Origin of the sequence: Microbacterium sp. TS-1 (genome assembly GCF_000509385.1) — a bacterium.
Taxonomy (GTDB): Bacteria; Actinomycetota; Actinomycetes; order Actinomycetales; family Microbacteriaceae; genus Microbacterium; species Microbacterium arborescens.
Map to the genome: position 1 here is coordinate 83123 of NZ_BASQ01000001.1, position 24136 is coordinate 107258.

21 protein-coding genes are annotated in these 24136 nt (G+C 70.2%); 12 read left to right on the plus strand and 9 right to left on the minus strand.

Annotation, left to right across the window (positions count from 1 at the left end):
* Nucleotides 1–3 precede the first annotated feature (3 nt).
* The 3 genes from MTS1_RS00325 to MTS1_RS00335 are packed head-to-tail and all read left to right on the plus strand — an operon-like array spanning nt 4 to nt 2911.
* A complete protein-coding gene (locus MTS1_RS00325) occupies nt 4–498 on the plus strand; it encodes an FMN-binding protein (RefSeq protein ID WP_023950339.1) in 495 nt (164 codons plus the stop codon).
* Nucleotides 495–1367, plus strand: coding sequence for an FAD:protein FMN transferase (locus MTS1_RS00330; RefSeq protein ID WP_023950341.1), 873 nt, complete (start codon nt 495–497; stop codon nt 1365–1367). The genes MTS1_RS00325 and MTS1_RS00330 overlap by 4 nt, the downstream gene beginning before the upstream one ends.
* Entirely contained in the window at nt 1364–2911 is a 1548-nt protein-coding gene (locus MTS1_RS00335; protein ID WP_023950343.1) for an FAD-dependent oxidoreductase, read from the plus strand. The genes MTS1_RS00330 and MTS1_RS00335 overlap by 4 nt, the downstream gene beginning before the upstream one ends.
* A 107-nt stretch (nt 2912–3018) precedes the next feature.
* Here the strand turns inward: MTS1_RS00335 and MTS1_RS00340 are convergent, their stop codons facing one another.
* The 4 genes from MTS1_RS00340 to MTS1_RS00355 form a co-directional block, all read right to left on the minus strand.
* On the minus strand, nt 3019–4407 hold the full coding sequence (locus MTS1_RS00340; RefSeq protein WP_023950345.1) for an HNH endonuclease signature motif containing protein: 1389 nt from the start codon (nt 4405–4407) through the stop codon (nt 3019–3021).
* A gap of 96 nt (nt 4408–4503) precedes the next feature.
* Nucleotides 4504–4923, minus strand: a complete 420-nt coding sequence (locus MTS1_RS00345; RefSeq protein ID WP_023950347.1) for a hypothetical protein — start codon at nt 4921–4923, stop codon at nt 4504–4506.
* The gene (locus MTS1_RS00350; RefSeq protein WP_081731797.1) at nt 4920–6482 is read right to left on the minus strand and encodes a cell wall metabolism sensor histidine kinase WalK; all 1563 of its coding nucleotides are present in this window, start codon (nt 6480–6482) and stop codon (nt 4920–4922) included. The genes MTS1_RS00345 and MTS1_RS00350 overlap by 4 nt, the downstream gene beginning before the upstream one ends.
* 80 nt (nt 6483–6562) lie before the next feature.
* On the minus strand, nt 6563–7294 hold the full coding sequence (locus MTS1_RS00355; protein ID WP_023950351.1) for a response regulator transcription factor: 732 nt from the start codon (nt 7292–7294) through the stop codon (nt 6563–6565).
* An 88-nt stretch (nt 7295–7382) separates the two neighbouring features.
* On the opposite strand from MTS1_RS00355, the gene MTS1_RS00360 reads away from it, so the two are divergent.
* Nucleotides 7383–8396, plus strand: coding sequence for a magnesium and cobalt transport protein CorA (locus tag MTS1_RS00360; RefSeq protein ID WP_036304822.1), 1014 nt, complete (start codon nt 7383–7385; stop codon nt 8394–8396).
* 78 nt (nt 8397–8474) lie between these two features.
* Here MTS1_RS00360 and gndA read toward each other — a convergent pair whose 3' ends face one another.
* Nucleotides 8475–10067 (minus strand): NADP-dependent phosphogluconate dehydrogenase, encoded by a 1593-nt coding sequence (gene gndA, locus MTS1_RS00365; protein ID WP_023950356.1) that lies wholly within the window; start codon nt 10065–10067, stop codon nt 8475–8477.
* A gap of 68 nt (nt 10068–10135) precedes the next feature.
* Complete coding sequence (gene eda / locus MTS1_RS00370; protein WP_023950358.1) at nt 10136–10798, minus strand: bifunctional 4-hydroxy-2-oxoglutarate aldolase/2-dehydro-3-deoxy-phosphogluconate aldolase; 663 nt, start codon at nt 10796–10798, stop codon at nt 10136–10138.
* Between the two features lie 96 nt (nt 10799–10894).
* Between eda and MTS1_RS00375 the strand changes: the two genes are divergently transcribed.
* Together MTS1_RS00375 and MTS1_RS00380 are read left to right on the plus strand one after the other, a co-directional pair.
* The gene (locus tag MTS1_RS00375) at nt 10895–12337 is read left to right on the plus strand and encodes a gluconokinase (RefSeq protein WP_023950360.1); all 1443 of its coding nucleotides are present in this window, start codon (nt 10895–10897) and stop codon (nt 12335–12337) included.
* Nucleotides 12334–13302: a phosphoglycerate dehydrogenase gene (locus MTS1_RS00380; RefSeq protein ID WP_023950362.1), complete on the plus strand. Its 969-nt coding sequence runs from the start codon at nt 12334–12336 to the stop codon at nt 13300–13302. The genes MTS1_RS00375 and MTS1_RS00380 overlap by 4 nt, the downstream gene beginning before the upstream one ends.
* On the opposite strand, the gene MTS1_RS00385 is transcribed toward MTS1_RS00380, so the two are convergent.
* Complete coding sequence (locus tag MTS1_RS00385) at nt 13277–13972, minus strand: FadR/GntR family transcriptional regulator (RefSeq protein ID WP_023950364.1); 696 nt, start codon at nt 13970–13972, stop codon at nt 13277–13279. The two genes, MTS1_RS00380 and MTS1_RS00385, sit on opposite strands and share 26 nt — an antisense overlap.
* Before the next feature lie 163 nt (nt 13973–14135).
* Between MTS1_RS00385 and MTS1_RS00390 the strand changes: the two genes are divergently transcribed.
* The 3 genes from MTS1_RS00390 to MTS1_RS00400 are packed head-to-tail and all read left to right on the plus strand — an operon-like array spanning nt 14136 to nt 17349.
* Nucleotides 14136–15524, plus strand: a complete 1389-nt coding sequence (locus MTS1_RS00390) for a GntP family permease (RefSeq protein ID WP_023950365.1) — start codon at nt 14136–14138, stop codon at nt 15522–15524.
* 28 nt (nt 15525–15552) lie between these two features.
* Nucleotides 15553–16320 carry a glucose 1-dehydrogenase gene (locus tag MTS1_RS00395; RefSeq protein ID WP_023950366.1) on the plus strand — a complete coding sequence of 256 codons (768 nt, stop codon included), beginning with the start codon at nt 15553–15555 and terminating at the stop codon, nt 16318–16320.
* 15 nt (nt 16321–16335) lie between these two features.
* Entirely contained in the window at nt 16336–17349 is a 1014-nt protein-coding gene (locus tag MTS1_RS00400; RefSeq protein WP_023950367.1) for a zinc-binding dehydrogenase, read from the plus strand.
* A 92-nt stretch (nt 17350–17441) separates the two neighbouring features.
* On the opposite strand, the gene MTS1_RS16860 is transcribed toward MTS1_RS00400, so the two are convergent.
* Nucleotides 17442–17564: a hypothetical protein gene (locus MTS1_RS16860; protein ID WP_023950368.1), complete on the minus strand. Its 123-nt coding sequence runs from the start codon at nt 17562–17564 to the stop codon at nt 17442–17444.
* 213 nt (nt 17565–17777) lie between these two features.
* Here MTS1_RS16860 and MTS1_RS00405 point away from each other — a divergent pair, with 213 nt between their 5' ends.
* The 3 genes from MTS1_RS00405 to mfd all read left to right on the plus strand — a co-directional run bounded on the left by MTS1_RS00405 (nt 17778) and on the right by mfd (nt 22718).
* Nucleotides 17778–18416, plus strand: a complete 639-nt coding sequence (locus MTS1_RS00405; RefSeq protein WP_023950369.1) for a 50S ribosomal protein L25/general stress protein Ctc — start codon at nt 17778–17780, stop codon at nt 18414–18416.
* A 65-nt stretch (nt 18417–18481) separates the two neighbouring features.
* Nucleotides 18482–19063, plus strand: a complete 582-nt coding sequence (gene pth / locus MTS1_RS00410) for an aminoacyl-tRNA hydrolase (protein ID WP_023950370.1) — start codon at nt 18482–18484, stop codon at nt 19061–19063.
* Between the two features lie 58 nt (nt 19064–19121).
* Nucleotides 19122–22718, plus strand: a complete 3597-nt coding sequence (mfd, locus tag MTS1_RS00415; protein ID WP_181405509.1) for a transcription-repair coupling factor — start codon at nt 19122–19124, stop codon at nt 22716–22718.
* 15 nt (nt 22719–22733) lie between these two features.
* Here mfd and MTS1_RS00420 read toward each other — a convergent pair whose 3' ends face one another.
* Nucleotides 22734–24125 carry a basic amino acid/polyamine antiporter gene (locus MTS1_RS00420; RefSeq protein WP_036304826.1) on the minus strand — a complete coding sequence of 464 codons (1392 nt, stop codon included), beginning with the start codon at nt 24123–24125 and terminating at the stop codon, nt 22734–22736.
* Nucleotides 24126–24136 lie beyond the last annotated feature (11 nt).

Below are 24136 nucleotides of genomic sequence, written 5' to 3' on the forward strand. Positions count from 1 at the left end.
ATCATGATCCGCGCCACTGCCGTACCCCGTTCGCTCCGCGTGACCGCCGCCGCGGCGTCCGTCGCCGGCCTTGCGCTCCTCGCCGGCTGCGCGGGCCAAGCCGAAGGCGAGCAGCCCGCATCGGGCACGGCGCCCTCCGCCGACGCGACGACCGAGACCGGTTCGGGCAGCTCGAGCGGTTCGTCGGGGGCGACCGGCGGCACTTACACCGACGGCACGTACACGGCCGAGGGGACCTATCAGACCCCCGAGGGCCCCGAGACGATCACCGTGACGCTCACGGTCGAATCCGATGCCGTGACCGCGGTCGAGGTCACCGGTGAGCCGACCCGCCGCGAGAGCAAGCAGTACCAGTCGCAGTTCATCGGCGGCATCTCGGATGCCGTCGTCGGCAAGAGCCTCGACGACGTGAAGGTCGACCGCGTGGCGGGCTCGTCGCTCACGAGCGGTGGTTTCAACGCGGCGGTCGAGGAGATCCGCACCGACGCGGCAGCATGATCATCGCGACTGCCGGCTTCGGGCGGTGGGAGTTCGGCGCCATCGGAACTGCGTGGTGCGTCGACAGCGAGGTGCCGCTGCGTGACGGCGATCGGTCAGCGGTGATGTCGCTCGTGGAGTCGTTCGACCGGGACTGGTCGAGATTCCGCGCGGACTCGACCGTGAGCCGGCTGGCGTCGGGCGGATCGGTCGCGGCGCCTCCCGACGCCGCGGCCATGCTGGCGCTGTACGGCGACCTGGCCGACGTCACGGACGGCGCGGTGAACCCGCTCGTCGGTGACGCACTCGCCCGGCGCGGTTACGACGGCTCGTACTCCCTCCGCGATCGCGGGGCGATGGCCGCGCCGGACCTGTGGCGCGATGTCGTCGAGCTGGCGGACGATCGACTCACGCTTCACAGCCCGGCGACGATCGATGTGGGCGCGGTGGGCAAGGGTCGCCTCGTCGATCTCGTGATGTCGGAGTTGCGGCGGCGCACGGCCGGCTGGCTCGTCGTCGATGCGAGCGGCGACCTCGCGATCGACGGGGTGCAGCAGCGTGTCGCGCTCGAGCACCCGTATGACGGGTCCCGGGCCGTCGGAGTCTGGACGCTTGACGCCGGGGCGCTGTGCGCCTCCGCGACCAACCGTCGAGCGTGGGGCGATGGTCTGCATCACGTTCTCGACGCGCGCACGGGCGAACCGGTTCGGGAGTACGCGGCGACGTGGGCGGTCGCTTCGGACGCCATGACGGCGGATGCCGTCGCCACAGCCCTCTTCTTCGACGGCGGCCCTCGCTTCGCGGAGCGCAGTGAGGCCTCGTGGGTGCGGATGCGCACCGACGGTTCCGTCGAATGGTCACCCCACTGCGAAGCGGAGTTGTTCGTATGACATCCCTGACGGCCCTTCGAAACCGAGCCGTCGGCGCGCTCGGACGCGTGTCGATGTACCGATTCGTTCTCATGGCCCTCTCCCTGCTCGCGGTCATCGCCTTCGTGCTGACCGTCGCCGGTCAGATCGCGGGCGATCCGCTGGCTCTCCCGGTGTCGCTCGTCGTCCTGGCCGCCGCGATCATCGTGGTGGATGCTGTAGCGCAGCGGCTGCTCGGCCGAACGTGGCGCATCGAATCGGCGGTCATCACCGCGCTCATCCTGCTGTTCGTGCTGCGTCCGACGCTCGATCCGGCGGGGATCGCGGGGCTCGCGGTCGCCGGGGTGGTCGCCTCCGCATCGAAGTACCTGCTGGCCTGGCGTGGGCGACACATCTTCAATCCCGCCGCGGCCGGAGCAACGGTGCTCACTGTGCTCAGCATCCCGTTCCCCGACCTGGGCGCGTCGGCGTGGTGGGTGGGGTCGCCCGTTCTCGCGGTGCCCGTCATCCTTCTCGGCGGTCTTGTGCTCGTGCGCACGGAGAAGGTGCGGGTGGTCGCGGTCTTCCTGGTCGTCGCGGTCGCTGTCGCGCTCGTGCGGACGTTCGTGCAGTACGCCCAGGTCTCGCTCCCCGTCGATGCGACCGTCATCGGGCAGGTGCTGTGGTCGTCGCCGTTCCTCTTCCTCGGTGCGTTCATGCTGTCTGAGCCGTTGACCCTTCCGCCGCGTCGGAGGCAGCAGTACGCGGTCGCTGCGCTGGTGGGCGCGCTGGCGGGCTGGCCGATCCTCATCGGTGACGTCAGTCTCGGACAGGAGCGCGCGCTGCTCATCGGCAACCTGCTCGCGTTCTTCTTCGCCTACCGCGCCGCGGTGCGCCTGACGTTCGTCGAACGCACAGCGCTGACCCCCTCCGTGCGGGAGCTGACGTTCCGCGCTCATCGCGGCTTCCGATTCCGTCCCGGACAGTACCTCGAACTCGAGGTGCCGCACCGTCGCCCCGATGCGCGGGGGACGCGGCGCGAATTCTCGATCGTTTCGGCGCCCGCGGAGCTGCCGGAGGTGCGGATCGCCATCCGCGAGGGGTCGCAGTCGAGCTACAAGAAGGCGCTCGCGCTGGTCGAGCCCGGTCGCGATCTTCCCGTCACCGGCGTGTGGGGCGATTTCGTGCTCCCCGCACGGACCGATGCCAAGGTGTTGCTCGTCGCGGCCGGTATCGGGGTGACGCCCTTCGTCTCGCAGTTGCGCGAGATGCGTATGGCGGGGGAGCGGCGGGATGTGGTCATGGTCTATGTGGCGTCGGATGCCGAGGAACTGGCCTTCCGCGATGACATCATCGCCGCGGGCATCCCGGTGATGGTGGTGACGCGGGATGAGCCGCGGAGTCTTCCCGACCACTGGACGTGGACCGGCGGGGCGCGGCTGACCGCAGCATCCCTCGCCACGCTCGTGCCGGACCTCACCGAGCGGCACGCCTTCATCTCCGGCCCGCCTCGGCTCATCGCCGACCTCGCTCCCGCCCTCTCGAGGGCGCGGTCGCTCACCACCGACGCGTTCGCCGGGTATTAGTCTGGCGGCCGGCCCGGATCGAACGTGCGGCTGGGCGCTCGTCGATTCCGTCAGCTCGGTTCGGTTTTCGTCGCTCTTCGCGGCCCGCATCCAGATCGCTCGATTCCTCAGAACGGTGTCGGTCCATCGGGCGGAGGTGGCCCGCCGGCTCCGTCCACCGGTGGCGGGTTCGCGGTTTCGCTGGTGAAGCAGACTGCCGGTATGGGTACGTCTTCGCGGTAGACCCGCCCGAGGGGTGAGGTCCATTCGAGGACCCCGCCACCGAGCTGCCGGACTTCCCACGTGGTGAATTGCTTCATGGAGTGGTGCCGCTGGCAGAGGTGGGCGAGGTTGAAGATGTGGGTGTGCCCACCCAGGGCGTGATCGACGGTGTGGTCGATCTCGCAGCGGATCGCGGCCCTGCGGCATCCCGGGAACCGGCAGTGCTGATCCCGGGCCACCAGCAATTTCTTCATCGACGCGGTGGGCCGGTAGGTGTCGATCTCGACCGGCGTCCGGGTGACGGGGTCGATGAAGAGCCGGTCCCACTCGCTGACCTGCCCGGCGAGCTGCCGGACCGTGACGGCGTCGATCAGCCCGGCGCCCACCGCCTCGGCGGGGTTCTTGTCCTTGCCCATCAGCGTCTCCGCCGCGACGGCAACCTGCACGCGTGCCCGGATCGCGCCGAGTCCACCGGGCCGGTCGGTCACGTAGGTCGGGTCGACCACCGGTGCTCCGCCGAGGACGAGGTCGCCGAGGATGTCGGCCCGCAGCTGGTCCATCGTCCGGGTATCAGCCGCCTCGTGTGCGCTCGCGGCATCCGGCCCAGCAGCCGCCCCAGCGCCCACCCCCGCGCCCGCGACCCGGGCGTCCTTCACGGACTGTCCCATCTGCGTGAGCCGGTCGAGCATCCCTACTGCGATCACGGTCGGGACAGTCGCGGTGACATCCGACATCCCGTCCGCGCCGTGTGAGACCCGCACGCACCGTCCTGCCGTGGCGTCGCGGTGCCGGTCGGTGAACGTGCGCTCGTGCAGCCTCTCAGCCAGGGCCCGCAGGGCCGGTTTCACCCGCGTCGCGATGTCGCGCTCGCACACCGCGATCGCGGCGATCTCGAACTCGCCCCGCACCTCGTCGGGCAGCCCGGTTCCCGCTTGAACGACCACGTCGACGTGGTCGCGGGTGATCCGCCGCCCCTCCCACGCCGCGAACACGGTCGGGTAGTCGTCGACGACCGTCAGCGCATGGTCGATGTCGGCCTGCAGGCGCCGGTCGGTCCGCCGGGCCAGGCCCGCCGCTTCGGCCGCGACCGACCGCAGCTCCATGTCCGACGCCAGCCCCCGCACACCATCACGGTGCGCCTCACGCAACGCCGACCGGCCCAGCGCGGCCAGAGCCCGCACCGACGCGACATCCGCGTCATGCACCAGCGCGAGCGCCTCGCCGTACGCCGCGATCGCGGGACCGTGCGGCGAGACCACGCCGCCGTCCGGACCACCAGCGCCGTTCGCTGTCATGTTCCCATTGTGGCAGCAGGGTCAGACATTGCATTAGAACAAAGCTTCTATAGGCGGGATCGACCAAGCATCGCCCCTGGGGAGGAACAGACGACCTCAGCCGTTTGCCCGACCGCGTCGGGCTATCTCAGAACGCTGGTATTCGACGGCGCGTGCGATGTCGTCCACCGCGCGCCACAGCGCCGTCGATACATCCGTCGGTGACGGGTGGGCATCCCCACGGAGACGGCGCTTGAGGAGACCCTTCGCTTCAGCGCGTTCGATGTCGGCGGGAAGCTCGAAGGCGAGAACGTCGAAGTCGCGCTCCGCGTATCCATCGACGGTCGCGCGCACTCTTCCCAGCTGCGCATCGTCGCTCTCGAGGTGCAGGTGAGTGCGAAGCACGGGGTCGTACGGTGTCGCACCGACGTAGGCGATGTCGCCCGTCGCCCCGTCGACCCAGACATAGATCCATGAGCCGGACGGCTGCACGCGCCCGTGGCGCACCGCGACGACCCGCGGCTGGCGGAGCGTCATGCTGTGTCCTCGGCTCCGCCCGCGTGCTCAGGCGCGATCGGGCCCGGCCCGGCACCCGCCCCGGCGCCCGGCCCGGCACCCGACCCCGTCCCGGCATCCGACTCCGCGTCGGTCTCCGCGATCGTACCCGCCGATCCGGGATCGGCCGGTCGCGCCGTCAGCCGCAGCTCGAACGTGGTCGATCCGGGTTCGCTCTGCACCGTGAGCGAGCCGCCGTGCGCCGCGACGATGGCGCGGGCGATCGAGAGGCCGAGGCCCGTGCCACCCGTCTGCCGCGCTCGCGAGCTGTCGCCTCGCGAGAAGCGCTCGAAGATCTCGTCGACGACGGCGGGGTCGATCCCCGGGCCGTCATCGTGCACCGACAGGATCGCCGTTCCGTCGGCGACGCGCACCGCGGTGGTGACGGTCGTCCCGGCGGGAGTATGGACGCGGGCATTGGCCAAGAGGTTCGCGACGACCTGCGTGATGCGTGTCGCGTCCGCCGCGACGACGACCGGTTCGTCGCCGACGTCCAGCCGCCACTCGTGGTCCTGTCCCGCTGCGCGCGCATCGGCCACGGCGTCGATGGCGAGTGCGGTCAGGTCGACGGTTCCGTAGACCAGCTCCTGCCCTTCGTCGAGACGTGCGAGGAGCAGCAGGTCCTCGACGAGGCTCGTCATGCGCAGCGACTGCGCCTGAATGCGCTCGAGAGCGGCGGTCGTGGTCTCCTCGACTCCGGGCACGCCCTGGCGCATCGCTCGGAGCGAGAGCTCCGAGTACCCGCGGATCGAGGCGAGCGGGGTGCGCAGCTCGTGGCTCGCGTCCGCGACGAACGACCGCATGCGCTCCTCGTTGCGCTGTCGTGCGACGAGGGACTCATCGACGTGGTCGAGCAGCGTGTTGAGGGCAGCGCCGACGCGGCCGATCTCGTCGTGGTCGTCGGTCTCCTCCGCGGGAACCCGCTCGGTGATCGAGACGGCGCCCTGCGACAGGGGGAGCGATGCCACCCGGGTCGCGGTGTCGGCGACGACGCGCAGCGGCCGCAGCGAACGCTGGATGACGACCGCGATCGCTGCGCTGAGCAGCAGCAGGCCCCCGATCGTGACGATCGCGATCGTCGTGACGACGGTCGCCACGCTCTTGTCGACCTGGGCGAGCGGCAGGGCACCCAGCCCCGTGATGTCGCCCGCTTCGAATGAAACGACGCGGAACGCGCCGAGATCACCGATCTCGATCGTGGCGGGAAGGGCGCTGAGGTCTGTCGAGGCCAGATCGTTCACCTCGGCGGCGGTGAGGCTGCGCACTCCCTCCTCGCCGTCGAAGGTCGCGCCGGTGACCGGACCGCGCGGATCCTGCACGAGAAGCGTGTAGCCGTAGGGGAGTCCCGGTGTGCCCGCGATCGTCTCTTCCGCCGACCGCGCTCGCACGACGTAGCCGCTGCTGTCGAACAGCTTGAGGCTGCGGGTGAGCGACTCGGTGTTCGTGTCGACGGTGGCGACCAGAACGGTCCCGATGGTGGTGGCGAGTCCGACCGCGCTCGCGATCAGCGTCAACGCGACGACGCTGACCACCGTCAGCATGAGCCGCGTCTGCAACGTCCAGCGCTTGCGGGGCTGCCTATCGGTGCGCCCGCGCGCGCCGGCGCCATGCGGGGAGGGCGTCACTGCGGAGCTTTGATCATGTAGCCCACACCCCGGACGGTGTGGATGAGCGGCTCGCGACCGGCGTCGATCTTCTTGCGCAGGTACGAGATGTACAGCTCGACGACCGAGGAGCGGCCGCCGAAGTCGTAGTTCCAGACGCGATCGAGGATCTGCGCCTTCGACACCACGCGCCGCTGGTTGCGCATGAGGTAGCGCAGGAGCTCGAACTCGGTGGCGGTGAGCTCGATGCTCGTCCCGGCGCGCTCGATCTCGTGCGAGTCCTCGTTGAGCGTCAGGTCGCCGACGCGCAGCACGGGGTCGGCGCCGCCGGCGGTCGCGGTTCCGGCGCGCCGCATGAGGCCCCGCAGCCGCGCGACGACCTCCTCGAGGCTGAAGGGCTTCGTGACGTAGTCGTCGCCGCCCGCCGTAAGCCCCGCGACGCGGTCGCCCACGGAATCCTTCGCGGTGAGGAACAGCACGGGAACATCGTCACCCGACTGGCGGAGGCGCTGCAGCACCGACATCCCGTCGAGGTCGGGCATCATGATGTCGAGCACCATCGCGTCGGGTTCGAACTCCCGCGCCATCGCGAGGGCCTCGAAACCGGATGCCGCCGAGCGGACCTCCCACCCTTCCATCTTGAGCGCCATCGAGAGCAGATCGGTGAGCATCTGCTCGTCGTCGACGACGAGGACGCGCAGCGGAGAGCCGTCGGGACGCTGCAGGGTGGCGGGTGCTGGGGTGGTCATGATGCCATTGTGAGGCGTTCTCTATGGAGAAGCTATGGGCGACGCTATGTCTGAGCTGTGAGCATCCGAGGTGGCATACGGTGACCTCATGACGAACGTTGAGACCGCGGTCTACGTCGACGGTGCGGTGGCGGGTGACGGTCTCCCGCCGGGAGAAGCGGCCGCGCTCGCACGAGAGCGGGGCGGGTTCGCGTGGATCGCGCTGATCGACGTCGACGCCGCGCAGATCGAGAGCCGCGCGGACGAACTCGGCCTGCCCCCGATCGCCGTCAAGGAAGCCCTCCGGCCGCACCAGCGGTCGATCTTCGAGCGCACCGGGGATCACGCGTTCGTGGTGCTGCAGCCCGCGCACTACGACGACGCGTCCGAGACGGTCCGGTGCGATGAGATCGACGTCTTCCTCGCACCTCACCTCATCGTGACCGTCACGCGGTCGGATCGCATCGACCTCAGCGAACTCCGCGGCCGTCTCGACGGCCACCGCGACCTGCTCCGCCGCGGCCCGGCATCCGTCATGTGGGTGCTCGCGGAACTCGTCACGACCGGGTACCGCGCGGTGCTCGACGGCGTCGAGAACGACATCGACGAGATCGAGGACCAGCTGTTCGGCGACGACCCCGGAGTGTCGCGGCGCATCTTCGACCTGCAGCGGGAGGTGATCGACCTCGCTCACGCCACGACGCCCCTGCCGGACGTCCTGACGCGGCTCGGGACGACCCTCACGGACGCCGCCGCGGGCGCTGAACCGGCCGGGTGGGACGATGTCCGGGGCCGTGCGCAGTACGTGGCCGAGCGCGTGCAGTCGATGCGCCACACGCTCGACGATGCGTTGACGATCCACGCGACGCTCGTCAATCAGCGGCTGGACGAGAAGATGGCCGACCTCACCGTCGTGCAGGTGCGCCAGAACGAACAGGTCAAGAAGATCTCGTCGTGGGCGGCGATCGGGTTCGCCCCGACGTTCGTCGCCAGCGTCTACGGCATGAACTTCAGATTCATGCCCGAGCTCGCACAGCCGTGGGGCTACCCGATGGCGCTCGGGCTGATGGTGCTCCTCAGCGCCGGCCTCTACGGGATCTTCAAGCGCAACGACTGGCTCTGACGTCCCCTCGTCGCGAACAGCGAAGGCCCCGCCGAGCGGAGATGCTCGGCGGGGCCTTCGTCGACCCGGAAGTCGGGGTCAGTGCGTGTCTTCGGCCTCGACCTCGGAACGGTCGCCCGACCACAGCGTGTGGAAGGTGCCGTCCTTGTCGATGCGCTTGTAGGTGTGCGCTCCGAAGAAGTCGCGCTGGCCCTGGATGAGGGCCGCGGGCAGGCGCTCCGCACGCAGGCCGTCGTAGTACGACAGCGACGAGCTGAAGGCGGGAGCGGGGATGCCGGCGCCGGCAGCGGCCTGCACGACGTGACGCCAGGCGTCCTGAGCGCGGCCGAGCGCCTCGACGAAGTACGGCGCGGTCAGGAGGACGGGCAGCTCGTCGCCCGTCGCGTACGCATCGGCGATGCGGTTGAGGAACTGCGCGCGGATGATGCAGCCACCGCGCCAGATCTTCGACACTGCACCGAGGTCGATGTTCCAGCCGTACTGCGCGGCACCGGCACGGATCTCGTCGAAGCCCTGCGAGTACGCGACGATCTTCGAGGCGTAGAGCGCGAGACGCACCTGCTCGATGAAGGTATCGGGGTCCTCGACGGTGAACGACGCGTCGTCGGGCCCGGGCAGCGAGCCCGAGACGTCGCGCTGCTCGCGATGGCTCGAGAGCGAACGCGCGAACACGGCCTCCGCGATGCCCGAGACGGGAACACCGAGGTCGAGCGCCGTCTGCACGGTCCACGCACCGGTTCCCTTGGCGCCGGCCTGGTCGACGATCACGTCGACGAGCGGCTGGCCGGTGGCGGCATCCGTCTGGCGCAGCACCTCGGCGGTGATCTCGATCAGGTACGACTCGAGCTCGCCGCGGTTCCACTCGGCGAAGATGTCGGCGATCTCGGCGGGCGACTTGCCCGTGCCGCGGCGGATGAGGTCGTAGGCCTCGGCGATGAGCTGCATGTCGGCGTACTCGATGCCGTTGTGCACCATCTTCACGAAGTGGCCGGCGCCGTCGTGGCCGACGTGCGTCACGCACGGCTCGCCCTCGGCGACCGCAGCGATCGACTTCAGGATCGGGCCGAGCGTCACCCACGACTCGTCGGGGCCGCCGGGCATGAGGGACGGGCCCAGGAGGGCGCCCTCCTCGCCGCCGGAGACTCCCATGCCGACGAAGTTGAAGCCGGCCTCGCGGACAGCCTTCTCTCGGCGAATGGTGTCGGTGAACAGTGAGTTGCCGCCGTCGACGATGATGTCGCCCGGCTCGAACACCCGCATCAGCTCGTCGATGACGGCGTCGGTGGGGCGACCGGCCTTGACCATGATGATCGCGGTGCGCGGCTTCTGCAGGTTGGCCGCGAACTCCTCGTACGAGAAGGCGGGGATGAAGCCCGCCTCGGGGTGCGCCTCGATGAGCTCGTCGGTCTTCGACCGCGACCGGTTGAACACGGCGACGGTGTTGCCCTCGCGGCTGGCGAGGTTACGGGCGAGGTTCGAGCCCATGACGGCGAGTCCGACCACGCCGATGTTGGCGGCGCCGGAACCGGCCTCCGCGGGAGCAGCGCTCTCGTCGGGGGTCGGGCGGTCGACCTCCTCGGGACGCGGAGCGCCCTCGTGAGCAGTGGCCGCTTCGTGCGGCGCCTGATCCTGATCGGTCGAGGGTCCTGTCGGTGAGGGGGTCGACGCCATGCGTAGCTCCAGGTTCGCGTGCGGGTGGAATGGCAGGGACTGCGAGAGAGCCCGGCTCTCTCGCCACTTTATCCGTTCGGCAGACCGGCCGGAGCGGCTTGCGACGAGGCCGCGACGCGTGCGACGGCGTCGGATGTCGCCCGCACGATGGGCGCCGCGTCACGTGCCTCGACGGCGTCGCGCGGCAGCATCCACGAACCGCCGACGGCCATCACCCGGGGGTGGGCGAGGTAGGAGTCGAGGTTCGTGGCGTCGATGCCCCCGGTGGGCACGAAGCGCACGTCGCCGAAGGGGGCCGCGAGGGCGCGGAGGGCGGGGAGGCCGCCGGAGGTCTCGGCGGGGAAGAATTTCACGGTCGTGATGCCGGCGGCCAGCGCTGCCGTGATCTCCGAGGCGCTGATGGCTCCGGGGATGAGGGGAACCCCGCGCTCCGCGGCGCGATCGGCGACCGCCGGGTGGAAGCCGGGGGAGACGAGGAAGCGCGCTCCCGCGTCGACGGCGGTATCGACCTGCGCGGGCGACACGATCGTGCCGGCACCGACGAGGATGTCACCCCGTGCCGCGATCGCCGCGATCGCGTCGGGTGCTGCGGCGGTGCGGAAGGTGATCTCGGCCACCGGGAGCCCGCCTTCGGCGAGGGCATCGACGATGAAGGAACCCTCGGCGACGGAATCGGCCACGACGACCGGAACGAGTCGGTACCGGGCGATCTGATCGAGAACAGCGGCCATGATGTTTCTCCTCGGGGTGTTCATCTTCGACCGAATGATCATATCATTGGGTCTCGGCGACGCTGCTGCCCGCCGGACACCCGACGATGGGCCCTCATGAAGATCCTCGCTCTCGAAGCCAGCACCACCTCGGCGAAGACCATGCTCTTCGACACGGACACCGGCGCGGTCGCCGTCCGCAGCCGGAGGTTCGAAGTCGACGGACCCGATTCCGCGGTCCGGGACGCCGATGCGATCTACATCCAGCTCATGGCCCTCGGTCGCGAGGCCGCGGCCGGCCAGCGGATCGACCTCATCGTCCTGAGCGGCACGTGGCACGGCCTGACCCTCCGCTCCGACGACCTTTCGGCAGTGACCCCGGTGATGGAGTGGCCCTACACCGGGGCGCAGGACCTCAGCGCCGCGTTGCGCGCGGACGACGACTTCACGTGGTGGTTCTACGAACGCACCGGTTGCATGGTCAACGCCATCTACCCCGTGTTCAAGCTCCAGTACCTCCGCTCGCAGGGGCTCGACATCGACGGACTCCTCGCCCTCGACCAGGCGAGCCTCATCTTCGCCCGGATGACGGGTGAGGTCTGGACGAACGATTCCCTGGCCTCCGGCAGCGGGCTGCTCTCGGCCACCGATGCCACATGGGACCGCGAGGTCATCGACCGGTTCGACCTCGGCCGGGTGCGGCTGCCCGAGCTGCACGAGACGACGGCGACAGCGCCGCTGTCGGCCGAGGCGGCGGTGCTCCTGGGGCTCGCGGCGGGCACCCCGGTGCTGACACCCGGTCCGGACGGGGGTCTCAACCAGGTCGGCGACCTCGCGACCGAACCGGGAGAGATGACCTTCTCGATGGGGACGAGCGGCGCGCTCCGGGTCGCCTCGCGCCACCCGGCGTTCTCACCCACCCTCAGCACCTGGTCGTACCGCTCGCCCCTCGGAGCGCTCAGCGGCGCCGCCACCTCGGGATGCGGCAACTGCGTCGACTGGGCGCGCGATCGCCTCTTCGGCGCGTCGACGGACTACCTCGACATCGAGCCGTCGCTGTCGACCGACCGTGTCGACCTCCCGGTCTTCCTGCCTTTCCTGTTCGGCGAGCGGAGCCCCGGCTGGCAGGACCAGCGTCGCGGCGGCTTCGTCGATCTCGCGCCGGCGCACTCGCGTGTGGACATGTACCAGTCGGTGCTCGAGGGCATCGTCTATTCGCTCTACCACTGCTACAAGGAGCTCACGGCGCTCGGCGGCACGCCACGACGGATCATCCTCTCGGGCGGCGTCCTCTCCTCGCCGTTCTGGACGCAGCTGACCGCCGACGTCTTCGGGGTCGAGATGCAGGTCTCGGCGCAGCAGCACACCTCGATCGTCGGTGCGGTGCGGATGGGGATGCTCGCGAGCGGGCTCGACCTGCGGCATCCGGCCTTCGACGACGTGGAGGTGCGCACGATCGCACCCCGGACGGAGTACCGCGACCGCTACGACGAGGGCTTCGCCCGCTACCTCGACCAGTATCAGCGGACGGTGCCCGGGTCGCAGGGAGCGGCGCGATGAAGGTCCTCGTGACGCCGACCTCGCTGTGCCGTGATCCGCAGGGCGCGTCGCTCCGCAGGCTCCGCGACGCGGTCGGCGAGGTCGTCCTCAATCCCCACGGACGCCCGCTCACCGCGGCCGAGCTCGTCCCGCTCGTCGCTGACGTCGACGGCATCATCGCCGGCCTCGACGAATACGACGAGGCCGTCCTCGCCGCCGCGCCCCGGTTGCGCGTCCTCGCGCGGTACGGCGTGGGCGTGGACCGGGTGGACCTGGATGCCGCGGCGGCGCGGGGGGTCATCGTGACGCGAACCCCCGGTGCCAATGCGATCGCCGTCGCCGAGCTCGCGATCGGTCTCGTGCTCGCCGCGGCGCGGGCCATCCCCCGGCTCGACGAAGCGGTGCGAGCGGGGGAGTGGCCGCGCCTCGAGGGCAAGGAGCTCACGGGCGGCACCGCGGGGGTCGTCGGGTTCGGGGCGATCGGCCGCCTGGTCGCCGAGCGTGCGCGGGGTCTCGGGATGACGGCGATCGCCTACGACCCGATGCTGCCCGACGAGGCGTTCGCGCAGGCCGGGGTCGAGCGGGTCGAGATCGACGAGCTGTGCCGCCGCAGCGACGTCGTCAGCCTCCACGTCCCGCTGCTTCCCGAGACCCGTCATCTGCTCGACGAGCGCCGACTGGGGCTGCTGCCGCCGGGAGCGATCGTCGTCAACACCGCTCGCGGCGGCCTGCTCGACGAGGCCGCGGCGCGCCGTGCGCTCGACGAGGGGCGCCTTCACGGCGTCGCGGTCGATGTCTACGAGACCGAGCCGCCCTCCAGCTCGCCGCTCGTCGGGCATCCGGGCGTGGTGGCGACACCGCATGCGGGAGGCCACACCGGCGGTGCCGTGCAGCGGATGACGGATCAGTCGATCGATGCGCTCGTCACGGCGCTCCGCGGCGGCCGGCCCGACGGGCTGGTCACACCAGCGCCCGCACCTCGCTGAGCACGGCGTCGACGTAGCCGCGGGTATGGCGCTCGGCTCCGTCGGCATCGCCGCGTGCGATCGCCGCGGCCGTCTGCACGTGGTTGTTCAGGGCCTCTTCGTAGGGGACCGCGGGCGTGAGACCCACATCGGAACGCCCCGCGATGACGGCGGCGATCGCGGCCTTGTTCGCGGCGAGCATGAGGTTGCCGCTCATGTCGAGGATGAGGTCGTGGAACTGGATATCGACCTCGAGGTACTCCGGCGACGCGCCGCGCCCGCTGTGGCCGAGCTCTTCGAGGCGTGCCGCGAGCCGCAGCAGCTCGGACCGCTGGACGTCGGTGCCGCGCTGCGCGGCCAGGCGCGCCGCGATCGGCTCGACCGCCGAGCGCAGCTCGTTGACCACGACGATCTGGTGATCGCGCCGGGGAGAGGCGAGCTGCCAGCCGATGAGGCGGGTGTCGAGCGCGCTCCACTCGCTCGTCGGCGTGACGGTCAGGCCGACCCGGCGGCGCGACGAGAGCATGCCCATGGCCTCGAGGACCCGGACCGCTTCGCGCACGACCGTCCGGGAAACGCCGAACTCGGCTTCGAGATCCGCGAGGGTGCACACCGATCCCGGTGCGAGCTCACCCGATGCGATACGGAGCCCGAGAGCGTCGAGCACGGATCCGTGGGATGCCTGCGCCATGACGCCTCCGAAAAATACGATCAGTGGTTGTAAAAGATACGATCATTGTGCGAGGATCGCTCTGCTCCGCTGCCGTGGCACGGGGCAGCTCGAATACTAACGCGGGACGATCCGCGGGGCTCGGCCCCCGGTCGTCCGCTTCCCGACATCAACGGAGATACCGATGGAAGACTGGACCCAGACCCTGGGTGCCGGACCGCTGCTGCTCATCGCAGTCGGCGCGATCGCCCTGATCCTGTTCCTGATCATCGTCTGCAAGGTGCACGCCTTCCTGACGCTGATCATCGTCTCGCTGCTCACCGCGTTCGTCGCGCAGGTGCCGGTCTCAGCGATCGCGAAGACCCTGACCGACGGCTTCGGCGGAACACTCGCCGGCGTCGCGCTCCTCGTCGCCCTCGGTGCGATGCTCGGCAGGCTCATCGAGCACTCCGGCGGCGCCAAGGCGCTCGCCGACAAGTTCGTCGAGGTCTTCGGCGAGAAGCGAGCGCCCTTCGCGCTCGGCATCGCCTCGCTCATCCTCGGCTTCCCGATGTTCTTCGACGCGGGCCTGGTGATGATGCTCCCGATCATCTTCGCGATCGCCCGCCGCGTCTCGAAGGCGAACGTCCTGCTCTTCGGCATCCCCGCCGCCGCGGCGTTCTCCGTCATGCACGTCTTCCTGCCGCCGCACCCCGGCCCCGTCACGGCGACCGAGGCATACGGAGCCAACCTCGGTCTCGTCCTGCTCCTCGGCCTCGTCATCGTCTTCCCCGTCTGGTACGTCTCCGGTTACCTCTGGGGCAAGTTCATCGCCGCACGCATCCCGCTGCCGGTGCCCGCTCTCTTCGGAGAGAAGGACGACGACCAGCCGGCGAACCCGCCGCGTCCGCGCACCGTGATCCTCCTGCTGCTCCTGCCGATGCTCCTCATCTTCATGAACACGGGGCTCACGACCCTCGCCTCTGCCGGTGCCGTGTCGACGGACGACCTGTGGGTCCAGGTCCTGGTGCTCCTCGGCAACTCCTTCGTGGCGCTGCTCATCACCGTCCTGGTCGCGACGTTCGTCCTCGGCACGCGTCGGGGCGAGAACGGCACGGCACTCGAGAAGGTCGTCGACTCGGCCCTCGGCCCGGTGTCGTCCGTCATCCTCATCACCGGCGCCGGTGGCATGTTCGGTGGCGTGCTGCGCGCCTCGGGCATCGGTGACGCGCTCGCCGACACGCTGTCCGACCTCGGGCTCCCGGTCATCGTCGCGGCGTACGTCATCGCGGTGATCATCCGTCTCGCGCAGGGCTCGGCCACCGTCGCCCTCGTGACCGCCGCAGGCCTCGCGGCTCCCGCAGTGGCCGCGGGTGACTTCAACCCGCTCCAGGTGGCCGCGATCGTCCTGGCCACCGCGGCCGGCTCCGTGTTCGCCGGACACGTCAACGATTCCGGCTTCTGGCTCGTGGGGCGCCTCATGGGCATGGACGTCAAGACGACGCTCAAGACCTGGACCGTGCAGCAGACGATCGAGTCGGTCCTGGCCTTCGTGCTCGTGCTCGGCGTCTTCGGCCTCGCGTCGCTGATCTGATCCGCCCTCTTCACGACAAGGAGATCCGATGTCCTCTCTGTTCGATGTGACCGGCCGCGTCGCCCTCGTGACGGGCTCGTCGCGCGGGCTCGGGCGATCCCTCGCGCTCGCCCTCGCCCGGGAGGGCGCACGTGTCGTCGTCCACGGCCGTGATGCCGAGGCGGTCGAGCGCACGCGGCGGGAGGTCGCTGAAGCCGGTTCGCCGGAACCGGTGGCGGCGGTCTTCGACGTCACGGATGCCGCTGCCGTCGAGGCGGGGGTCGCGGCGATCATCGCCGAGGTCGGAGTGCCCGACATCCTCGTGAACAACGCGGGGATCCAGCGGCGCGCGCCGTTCACGGAGTTCCCCGTGGCCGACTGGGACGAGATCGTCGCGGCGAACCTCAACGGCGTCTTCTACGTCGCACGGTTCGTCGCCCCCGGCATGGTGGAGCGCGGATCGGGCAAGATCGTCAACATCGCTTCGGTGCAGTCGGCGCTCGCGCGCCAGACGATCGCGCCCTACTCCGCGACCAAGGGCGCTGTGGCGCAGCTGACGAAGGGGATGGCGGCCGACCTCGCCCGGCACAACGTGCAGGTCAACGCACTGTCGCCCGGGTACTTCGCGACGGAGATGAACCGGGCGCTCGTCGACGACGCCGACTTCAGCGCGTGGCTCGCGCAGCGCACGCCGGCGCAGCGGTGGGGCGACTTCAGCGAGCTCGACGGAGCCCTGCTCTTCCTCTGCTCGGACGCCTCGAGCTTCGTGTCGGGGCAGAACATCTTCGTCGACGGCGGCATGACCGCCGTCGTCTGACCCGGAAGGACCGTCATGCGCGCAGCACACATCCACGGCAAGCAGCACATCGAGATCTCGGAGGTCGCCGAGCCCGAACCCCGTGACGGGGAGGTGCGGATCCGCGTCGACTACGTGGGCATCTGCGGGTCGGACCTGCACTACTACTACGAGGGCGCGAACGGGGCGTTCGTCGTGCGGGAGCCTCTCATCCCCGGGCACGAGCTGAGCGGCCGCATCGATCTCGACCCCACGGGGCACTGGGAGCCCGGTACACCGGTGACGCTTCACCCCGCCACCTTCGGGCGGAAGGTCGAGGCGATCGCCGACGACCCGCACCTCTGGCCCGGCGGAGCGTATCTGGGCAGCGCCTCGACGACTCCGCACACCCAGGGCGCCCTCGCCGAGCTCATCGTCGCCGATCGGTCCATGGTGCGACCCCTCCCGCCGACGCTGCCGGTCCGTCGCGCCGTGCTGGCCGAGCCGCTCGCCGTCGCCCTGCACGGGCTGAGCAAAGCAGGCGACGTCGCGGGTGCACGGGTCCTCGTGACCGGTGCCGGGCCGATCGGACTGCTCGCAGTGGCAGCGGCGACCGCCGCCGGGGCGGCGGAGGTGCACGCCACCGACGTGCTGGCCGGACCCCTCGACCGTGCGAGCCGACTCGGCGCGACCCGAACGTTCGACGTCACCACGGAGCAGCCTCCCGCTGACGCCTATGACATCGTGCTGGAGTGCTCGGGTGTCGCGGTCTCGGTGTCCGCGGCGCTGCGCGCGGCGCGGCCGGCCGGGCGCGTCGTGCAGGTGGGAATGGTCCCGAACGAGCCGCGACCGATCAACCTGGCGCCCTTCATCTCCAAGGAAGTCGTCTACGTCGGCACCTTCCGTTTCAAGGACGAGATCGACGAGGCGGTCCGGCTCCTCGACGAGCGCCCCGAGATCGAGCAGGTGATCACCCACGTCGTCGACGCCGATGACATCGTCGAGGCGTTCGCGACGGCCAAGGACTCGGAGGCCTCCGGCAAGGTCGTCGTCGCGGTCTGGCCCGCATGAGCTCGACGCGAAAGCGCGAGGCGCGCCCCCTCACCGGGTGGCGCGCCTCGCGCTTTCGTCGATCGGGGCGTCGCGTCGACGCCCGGGTCGGGTCAGCCCTTGCGGTAGCCCTGTCGTCCCATCGCGAACAGCGCGAGGCTGACCGAGACGATCGAGCCGAGCGTCATCGCACCGATGACCCACAGAAGCACGTGTGAGAACCAGCCGTAATCCATTTTTCCTCCGGGCGTAGACGACGTCTCAACCACCCTACCCAGCGCTGGTAGAGTGGGGGTGTACTTCGGCGAGGGATGCCGCGTGCCCGCTGTGCGGGAACCGGGATCCGTGATCGACGAGGGTGTGTGCAGGACGTTTCCTCTCCACGCGCTCGCGTTCGCGTCGAACCCGCATACCGCTGAGCCGGGCCTCGGGCCCACAAGGAGAAACGCATGTCCACGGAGACCGACACCAAGGTCGTTGCAGAGACGCGCACCAACTTCGGCAAGGGCTTCGCCCGCCGTCTGCGTGCCGCCGGTCAGATCCCCGCCGTCATCTACGGCCACGGCACCGACCCCGTGCACGTCGCCCTGCCGGGCCACCAGATGCTGCTGCTCGTCCGCCGCGCCAACGCCGTCATCGAGCTGTCGATCGACGGCAAGGAGCAGCTGGTGCTCGTCAAGGACGTCCAGCGCGACCCCGTGCGCCAGATCATCGAGCACATCGACCTCCTCGTCGTGAAGAAGGGCGAGAAGGTCCAGGTCGACGTTCCCGTCGTCGTCACGGGCGAGCCCTTCTCGGGCACCATCGCGACGCAGGACGCGTCGTCGATCACGCTCGAGGTGGAGGCGACCCACATCCCGACCAATGTCGAGGTCGACGTCGAGGGCCTCGAGGACGGCGCCCGCATCACGGCCGCCGACCTGACGCTGCCTCGCGGCGCCGCTCTGATCACCGACCCCGAGACGCTCGTCGTCGCCGTGTCGGTCCCCGCATCGACGCTGGCCGCCGCCGACGAGATCGAGGCCGCCGACGAGGCGACCGCCGCCGAGCAGGCCGACGAGGCCGAGGGCGACGAGAAGTCCGAGTAAGACTCATCCCCGCGGAGCCCGTTCTCACCTCGTGAGGACGGGCTCCGTCGTTCGAAAGGCGCGCCATGGCGGACACCTGGCTCATCATCGGTCTCGGCAACCCCGGGCCGCGTTACGAGGCGACTCGGCACAACATCGGCCAGATGGTCATCGACGAACTCGCGAGCCGGCGCGGTGAGACCCTTCGATCGCACAAGGCCAACGCCTGGGCAGCCGAGTCGTGGCTGCGCCCCGGTGCCGCCAAGATGGTGCTCGCCAAGCCGAAGACGTTCATGAACGTCTCGGGTGGCCCGGCCGCCGCGCTGGCCTCCTTCTACGGCGTCGACCCCGGCCGCGTCATCGTGGTCCACGACGAGCTCGACATTCCCTTCGACACCATCAAGCTCAAGACGGGTGGCGGCCACGGTGGACACAACGGCGTCCGTGACATCGCCAAAGCCCTCGGCACTCCCGACTTCGCCCGCGTCCGCGTCGGGATCGGACGTCCCCCGGGCGCGCAGGATCCGGCGGACTGGGTCCTCGACCCGTTCTCGTCGGCCGAACGGAAGACCCTCGGCATCCTCGTGTCGGATGCCGCTGACGCGGTCGAGACGGTCGTGGGCGAGGGGCTCCTCGCCGCGCAGCAGCGCTTCCACGCGCCGCGCTGAGCCCGCCGCGCAGTCCGACCCGGGCGCCCGTGTCGGCGGCCGGCGGTAGGCTTCTGTGGTGACAGTTCCCGGGATCGTGCGCGCCCTTTCGCAGGCTGACTCCTTCCGGGAGGCGGTGACATCCGGAGCCGTCGGCAGTCTCGACTACTCGCTGGTCGACGGGCTCGACGCCCCCCTCCTCGCGGCTCTGCTCGAGCAGCGTCGCCGCGACGGTCGACCCGCTGTCGTGCTCGCCGTCGCTCCCACCGGTCGCCGCGCCGAGACCCTCGGTGCCGCGCTGCAGTGCCTCGTCCCCGAGGCCGAGATCGTGCACTTCCCCGCCTGGGAGACCCTGCCGCACGAACGGCTGAGCCCGAGCCCCGAGACCGTCGGACGCCGTCTCGCCGTGCTTCGCCGTGCGGCCGCGCACGACGGCAGCACACCGCTGGTCATCACGGCCTCCGTCCGCGCGGCCCTGCAGCCGCTCGCGGCCGGTCTGACCGACGCCGACCCGGTGTCGCTGTCGGTCGGAGCGCGGGGGAGCGACCTCGAACAGGTGGTCCGGCGCCTCGTCGAACTCGCCTATCACCGGGTCGACATGGTCTCCCGTCGCGGCGAGTTCGCAGTTCGCGGCGGCATCCTCGATGTCTTCCCGGCCGCGGCCGACCACCCGCTGCGCATCGACTTCTTCGGCGACGAGGTCGACCAGATCCGCGCGTTCTCCATCGCCGACCAGCGATCACTGCCCGGCGAGGTCGGCGAGGCCGTGCTCCTGCCGGCGCGTGAGCTGCTGCTGACGCCGGCCGTCCGCGAGCGGGCTGCGGCGATGGCCCCCACCTTCCCGAGTCTGACGGGCATGCTCGAGAAGATGTCGCAGGGCATCCCCGTCGAGGGGATGGAGTCGCTGCTGCCCGCGCTCGCAGAGGGCATCGTGCCGCTCGTCGACTATCTGCCCCGCGGCTCGGCGATCGCTCTCGTCGACCCCGAGCGCTCGCGCACGCGGGCGCGCACCCTCGGTGAGACCAACCGCGAATTCCTCGAAGCGGCCTGGAGCGCGGCGACCGCCGGGGCTGACAGCCCCGTCGATCTCGGCGCGGGCGACTTCCTGACCCTCCCCGCTCTGCGCGACGCGATGCGCGAGCGATCCGGGGTGTGGTGGACCCTCAGCGCCTTCGACTCGGGAGCAGCGGATGCCGCCGGCGAGGGGCTGACCGAGACCGGCGACGACCTGCGTGTCGACGGCAGCGCGGTGCCCTCGTTCCAGGGCAACGTCGACGGTGCCACCGCCCACATCGGCGACCTGCTGGCGCGCGGCTGGCGCGTCGTCGTCTGCGCCTCGGGTCCCGGGCTCGTCGACCGGGCCCGCGACGTGATGGCCGAGCGCGGGATCGCCGCCCGCACGAGCGATTGCGTCGCCGAGCTCTCCGACGAGGCCGTCGCGGTCTGCGTCGTGGCATCGCTCGAGCGCGGTTTCGAGTCGGCCGAGGCGAAGCTCGCCGTCCTCACCGAGAGCGAGTTCTACGGCCGCACGATCGGCAGCGACGGCCGAGTGGTGAAGAAGCTCGCGACGCGGCGACGCAACGTCGTCGACCCGTTGCAGCTGAAGCCCGGCGATGTCGTCGTCCACTCGACCCACGGCATCGGCAAGTTCGTCGAGCTCGTTCAGCGCGAGGTGTCGAGTGGCGGCCGCAACGCGGTGAAGACGCAGCGCGAGTACCTCGTGCTCGAGTACGCGCCCGCCAAACGCGGCTATCCCGGTGACAAGCTCTTCGTGCCGACCGACCAGCTGGACCAGCTCTCGCGGTACGTCGGCGGCGAGGCCCCGGTGCTGTCGAAGATGGGCGGCAGCGACTGGGCAGCCGCGAAGGGCAAGGCGCGCAAGGCCGTCCGTGACATCGCCGTCGAGCTCGTCAAGCTGTACTCGGCGCGCATGGCGTCGAAGGGGCACGCGTTCGGCCCCGACACCCCGTGGCAGCGCGAGCTCGAAGAGGCGTTCCCCTTCGCGGAGACGCCCGACCAGCTGCAGACGATCGACGAGATCAAGGCCGACATGGAGAAGCCGATCCCGATGGATCGCCTGCTCTCGGGCGACGTCGGATTCGGCAAGACCGAGGTCGCCGTCCGCGCCGCGTTCAAGGCGATTCAGGAGGGGAAGCAGGTCGCGATGCTGGTCCCGACCACGCTTCTCGCGAAGCAGCATCTCGAGACGTTCACCGAGCGCTTCGCCGGATTCCCGGTGAAGGTGCGCCCCCTGTCGCGGTTCCAGACCGCGAAGCAGGCCCGCGAGACGGTCGACGGGCTCGCCGACGGCACCGTCGACATGGTCATCGGCACCCACCGCATCCTGACCGAGAAGGTCGCCTTCAAGGATCTCGGGCTCCTCATCATCGACGAGGAGCAGCGGTTCGGCGTCGAACACAAGGACTCGCTGAAGAAGCTGAAGACCGGCGTCGACATCCTCGCGATGAGCGCGACGCCGATCCCGCGCACGCTCGAGATGGCGGTGACCGGTATTCGGGAGATGTCGACCCTGGCGACCCCGCCCGAGGAGCGGCATCCCATCCTCACCTACGTCGGACCGCGCAGTGACAAGCAGATCGCGGCCGCCATCCGGCGCGAGCTGCTGCGCGAGGGCCAGGTGTTCTTCGTGCACAACCGGGTGCAGTCGATCCAGCGGGTCGCGGCGCAGCTCGGTGAGCTGGTGCCCGAGGCGCGCATCGCCGTCGCGCACGGCCAGATGGGGGAGCACCAGCTCGAGCAGGTCGTGGACGACTTCTGGGAGCGGCGTGCCGACGTCCTCGTCTCGACGACGATCGTCGAGACGGGGCTCGACATCTCCAACGCGAACACCATCATCATCGACCGTGCCGACAAGTACGGGCTGAGCCAGCTGCACCAGCTGCGCGGCCGGGTCGGGCGCGGGCGCGAGCGCGCGTACGCGTACTTCCTCTACGACGAGAACAAGCCCCTCAGCGAGACGGCCGCCGACCGCCTCGAGACGATCGCCGTCAACAACGACCTCGGCTCGGGCATGCAGGTCGCGCTGAAGGACCTCGAGCTGCGCGGCGCGGGTAATCTGCTGGGCGCCGAGCAGGCCGGCCACATCGCCGGGGTCGGGTTCGACCTCTATCTGCGGATGATCGGCGAGGCCGTCTCGACGTTCCGGGGCGAGGAGGTCGACGGGCCGGCCGAGCTGCGGCTCGAGCTGCCCGTGGCCGCGCGCATTCCCGAGGACTACATCGACAGCGAGCGCCTGCGCCTCGAGGCGTATCAGAAGCTCTCGGCGGCGGCAGCCGTCAGCGCCAAGGACGATGCGATCGACCTCGTGGTCGAAGAGCTCACCGACCGGTACGGGCGCCCGCCGGCCGAGGTGGAGGGTCTACTCGCGGTCGCCCGGCTGCGCCGCCGCGCAGCCCAGGCCGGGCTGACGGACGTCGTTGCGATGGGACCGAATCTTCGGGTCGCGCCGGCCCGGCTGCCCGAGTCGATGCGCATCCGGCTGCAGAGGCTGTACCCCAAGGCCAAACTGCTCGCCGGCGGCGAAGCCCTCGTGGTCCCGTTGCCGACCGCCGGCGGTGCCGCGCTCGGCGATGCCGACCTCATCGCGTGGACGGGTCAGCTGCTCGACCAGCTCTTCCCGGTCGCCACGACGGCGGCGTCGCCCGCCGCATCCTGAGGTTTGCGCGGCGGGTCAGATGCTGATCTGGCCCGTTGCCAGCAGCACGACGGCGCTCACCGCGCCCAGGACGGCGGCGGCGAACACCAGCCACTCCACTCTCGTGAAGACACGCGCACCCGCCTTCCTGCGCGCCACGGCGAACAGCGCGGTCCCGGGCACGATGATCAACAGCGACAGCAGAAGGTAGTGCGCGCCGGCCGCGATCAGGAGGAAGAGGGTGTAACCGGTCGCGATGACGGCGACGATCAGGTCGCGTGACCGTGCGCGGTCGCCCGGGCCGTACGTCTGGCCGGTGAGAGTGAGCTTGAGGGCGTAACCGGCCGAGAGGACGAAGGGGATCAGCACGAGCGCGCTCGTCAGATCGAGCGCCACCGAGAAGGCGTTCTCGGCGAACAGGACGACGACCAGCAGCACCTGCACGAGCGTCGTCGACAGCATGAGCGCACCCACCGGGGTGTCCTGGGCGTTGGTGCGCGAGAGGAACCGCGGCAAGTCTCCGGACCGCGAGGCCTCCAGCAGCACCTCGGCGGCCATGAGCGTCCACGAGAGGTACGCGCCGAGCACCGCCACGATGAGCGAGACACCGATGAACACTGCACCGGCCGGGCCCACGATCGTCTCCAGGACTCCGCCCAGCGATGGCTCGGGGAGCGAGGCGATCTGTTCGCGCGGCAGCACGCCGAACGAGACGATGGTCACCGAGGCGAAGACCGCGAGCACGCTGAGGAAGCCGAGGAGTGTCGCGCGCCCCACGTCACGGCGCGAGCGGGCGTGACGAGAGTTGACGCTCGCCCCCTCGAGGCCGATGAAGACGAAGACGGTGACGAGCATCGTGGCGCGGATCTGGTCCCACAGCGGCGCTCCCGACGGGCCCGCCCAGTTGGCGGCGAACACCGCGGGATCGAAGACCGTCGCGCAGAGCACGACGAACACCACGATCGGGAGCGTCTTGGCGATGCTGACGACGCGGTTCACCGCGGCCGCGGAGCGGACGCCCCGCCGGATGAGGATGAAGAACAGCCAGAGCCCCGCCGACGACACGGCGACGGCAGCGACGGTGTCGCCGGCTCCGAGCGCCGGGAACACCGCGCCCAGGGTCGAAGTGATGAACACCCAGTAGAAGACGTTGCCCGCGCACGCGCTGGCCCAATATCCGAACGCGGAGAAGTATCCGAGGTACCTCCCGAAACCGGCGCGTGCGTAGCTGTAGACGCCCGCGTCGAGGTCCGGCCTGCGGTTGGCGAGCAGCTGGAACGCGAAGGCGAGGGCGAGCATCCCGCCTCCCGCGACCGCCCACGCGACGAGCGTCCCGGCGACACCGGTCTCGGCGGCGAAGCCGGCGGGAAGGGAGAAGACCCCCGCGCCCACCATCGAGCCGATGACGAACGTCGAGAGGGTGAGCATCGACACGGTCG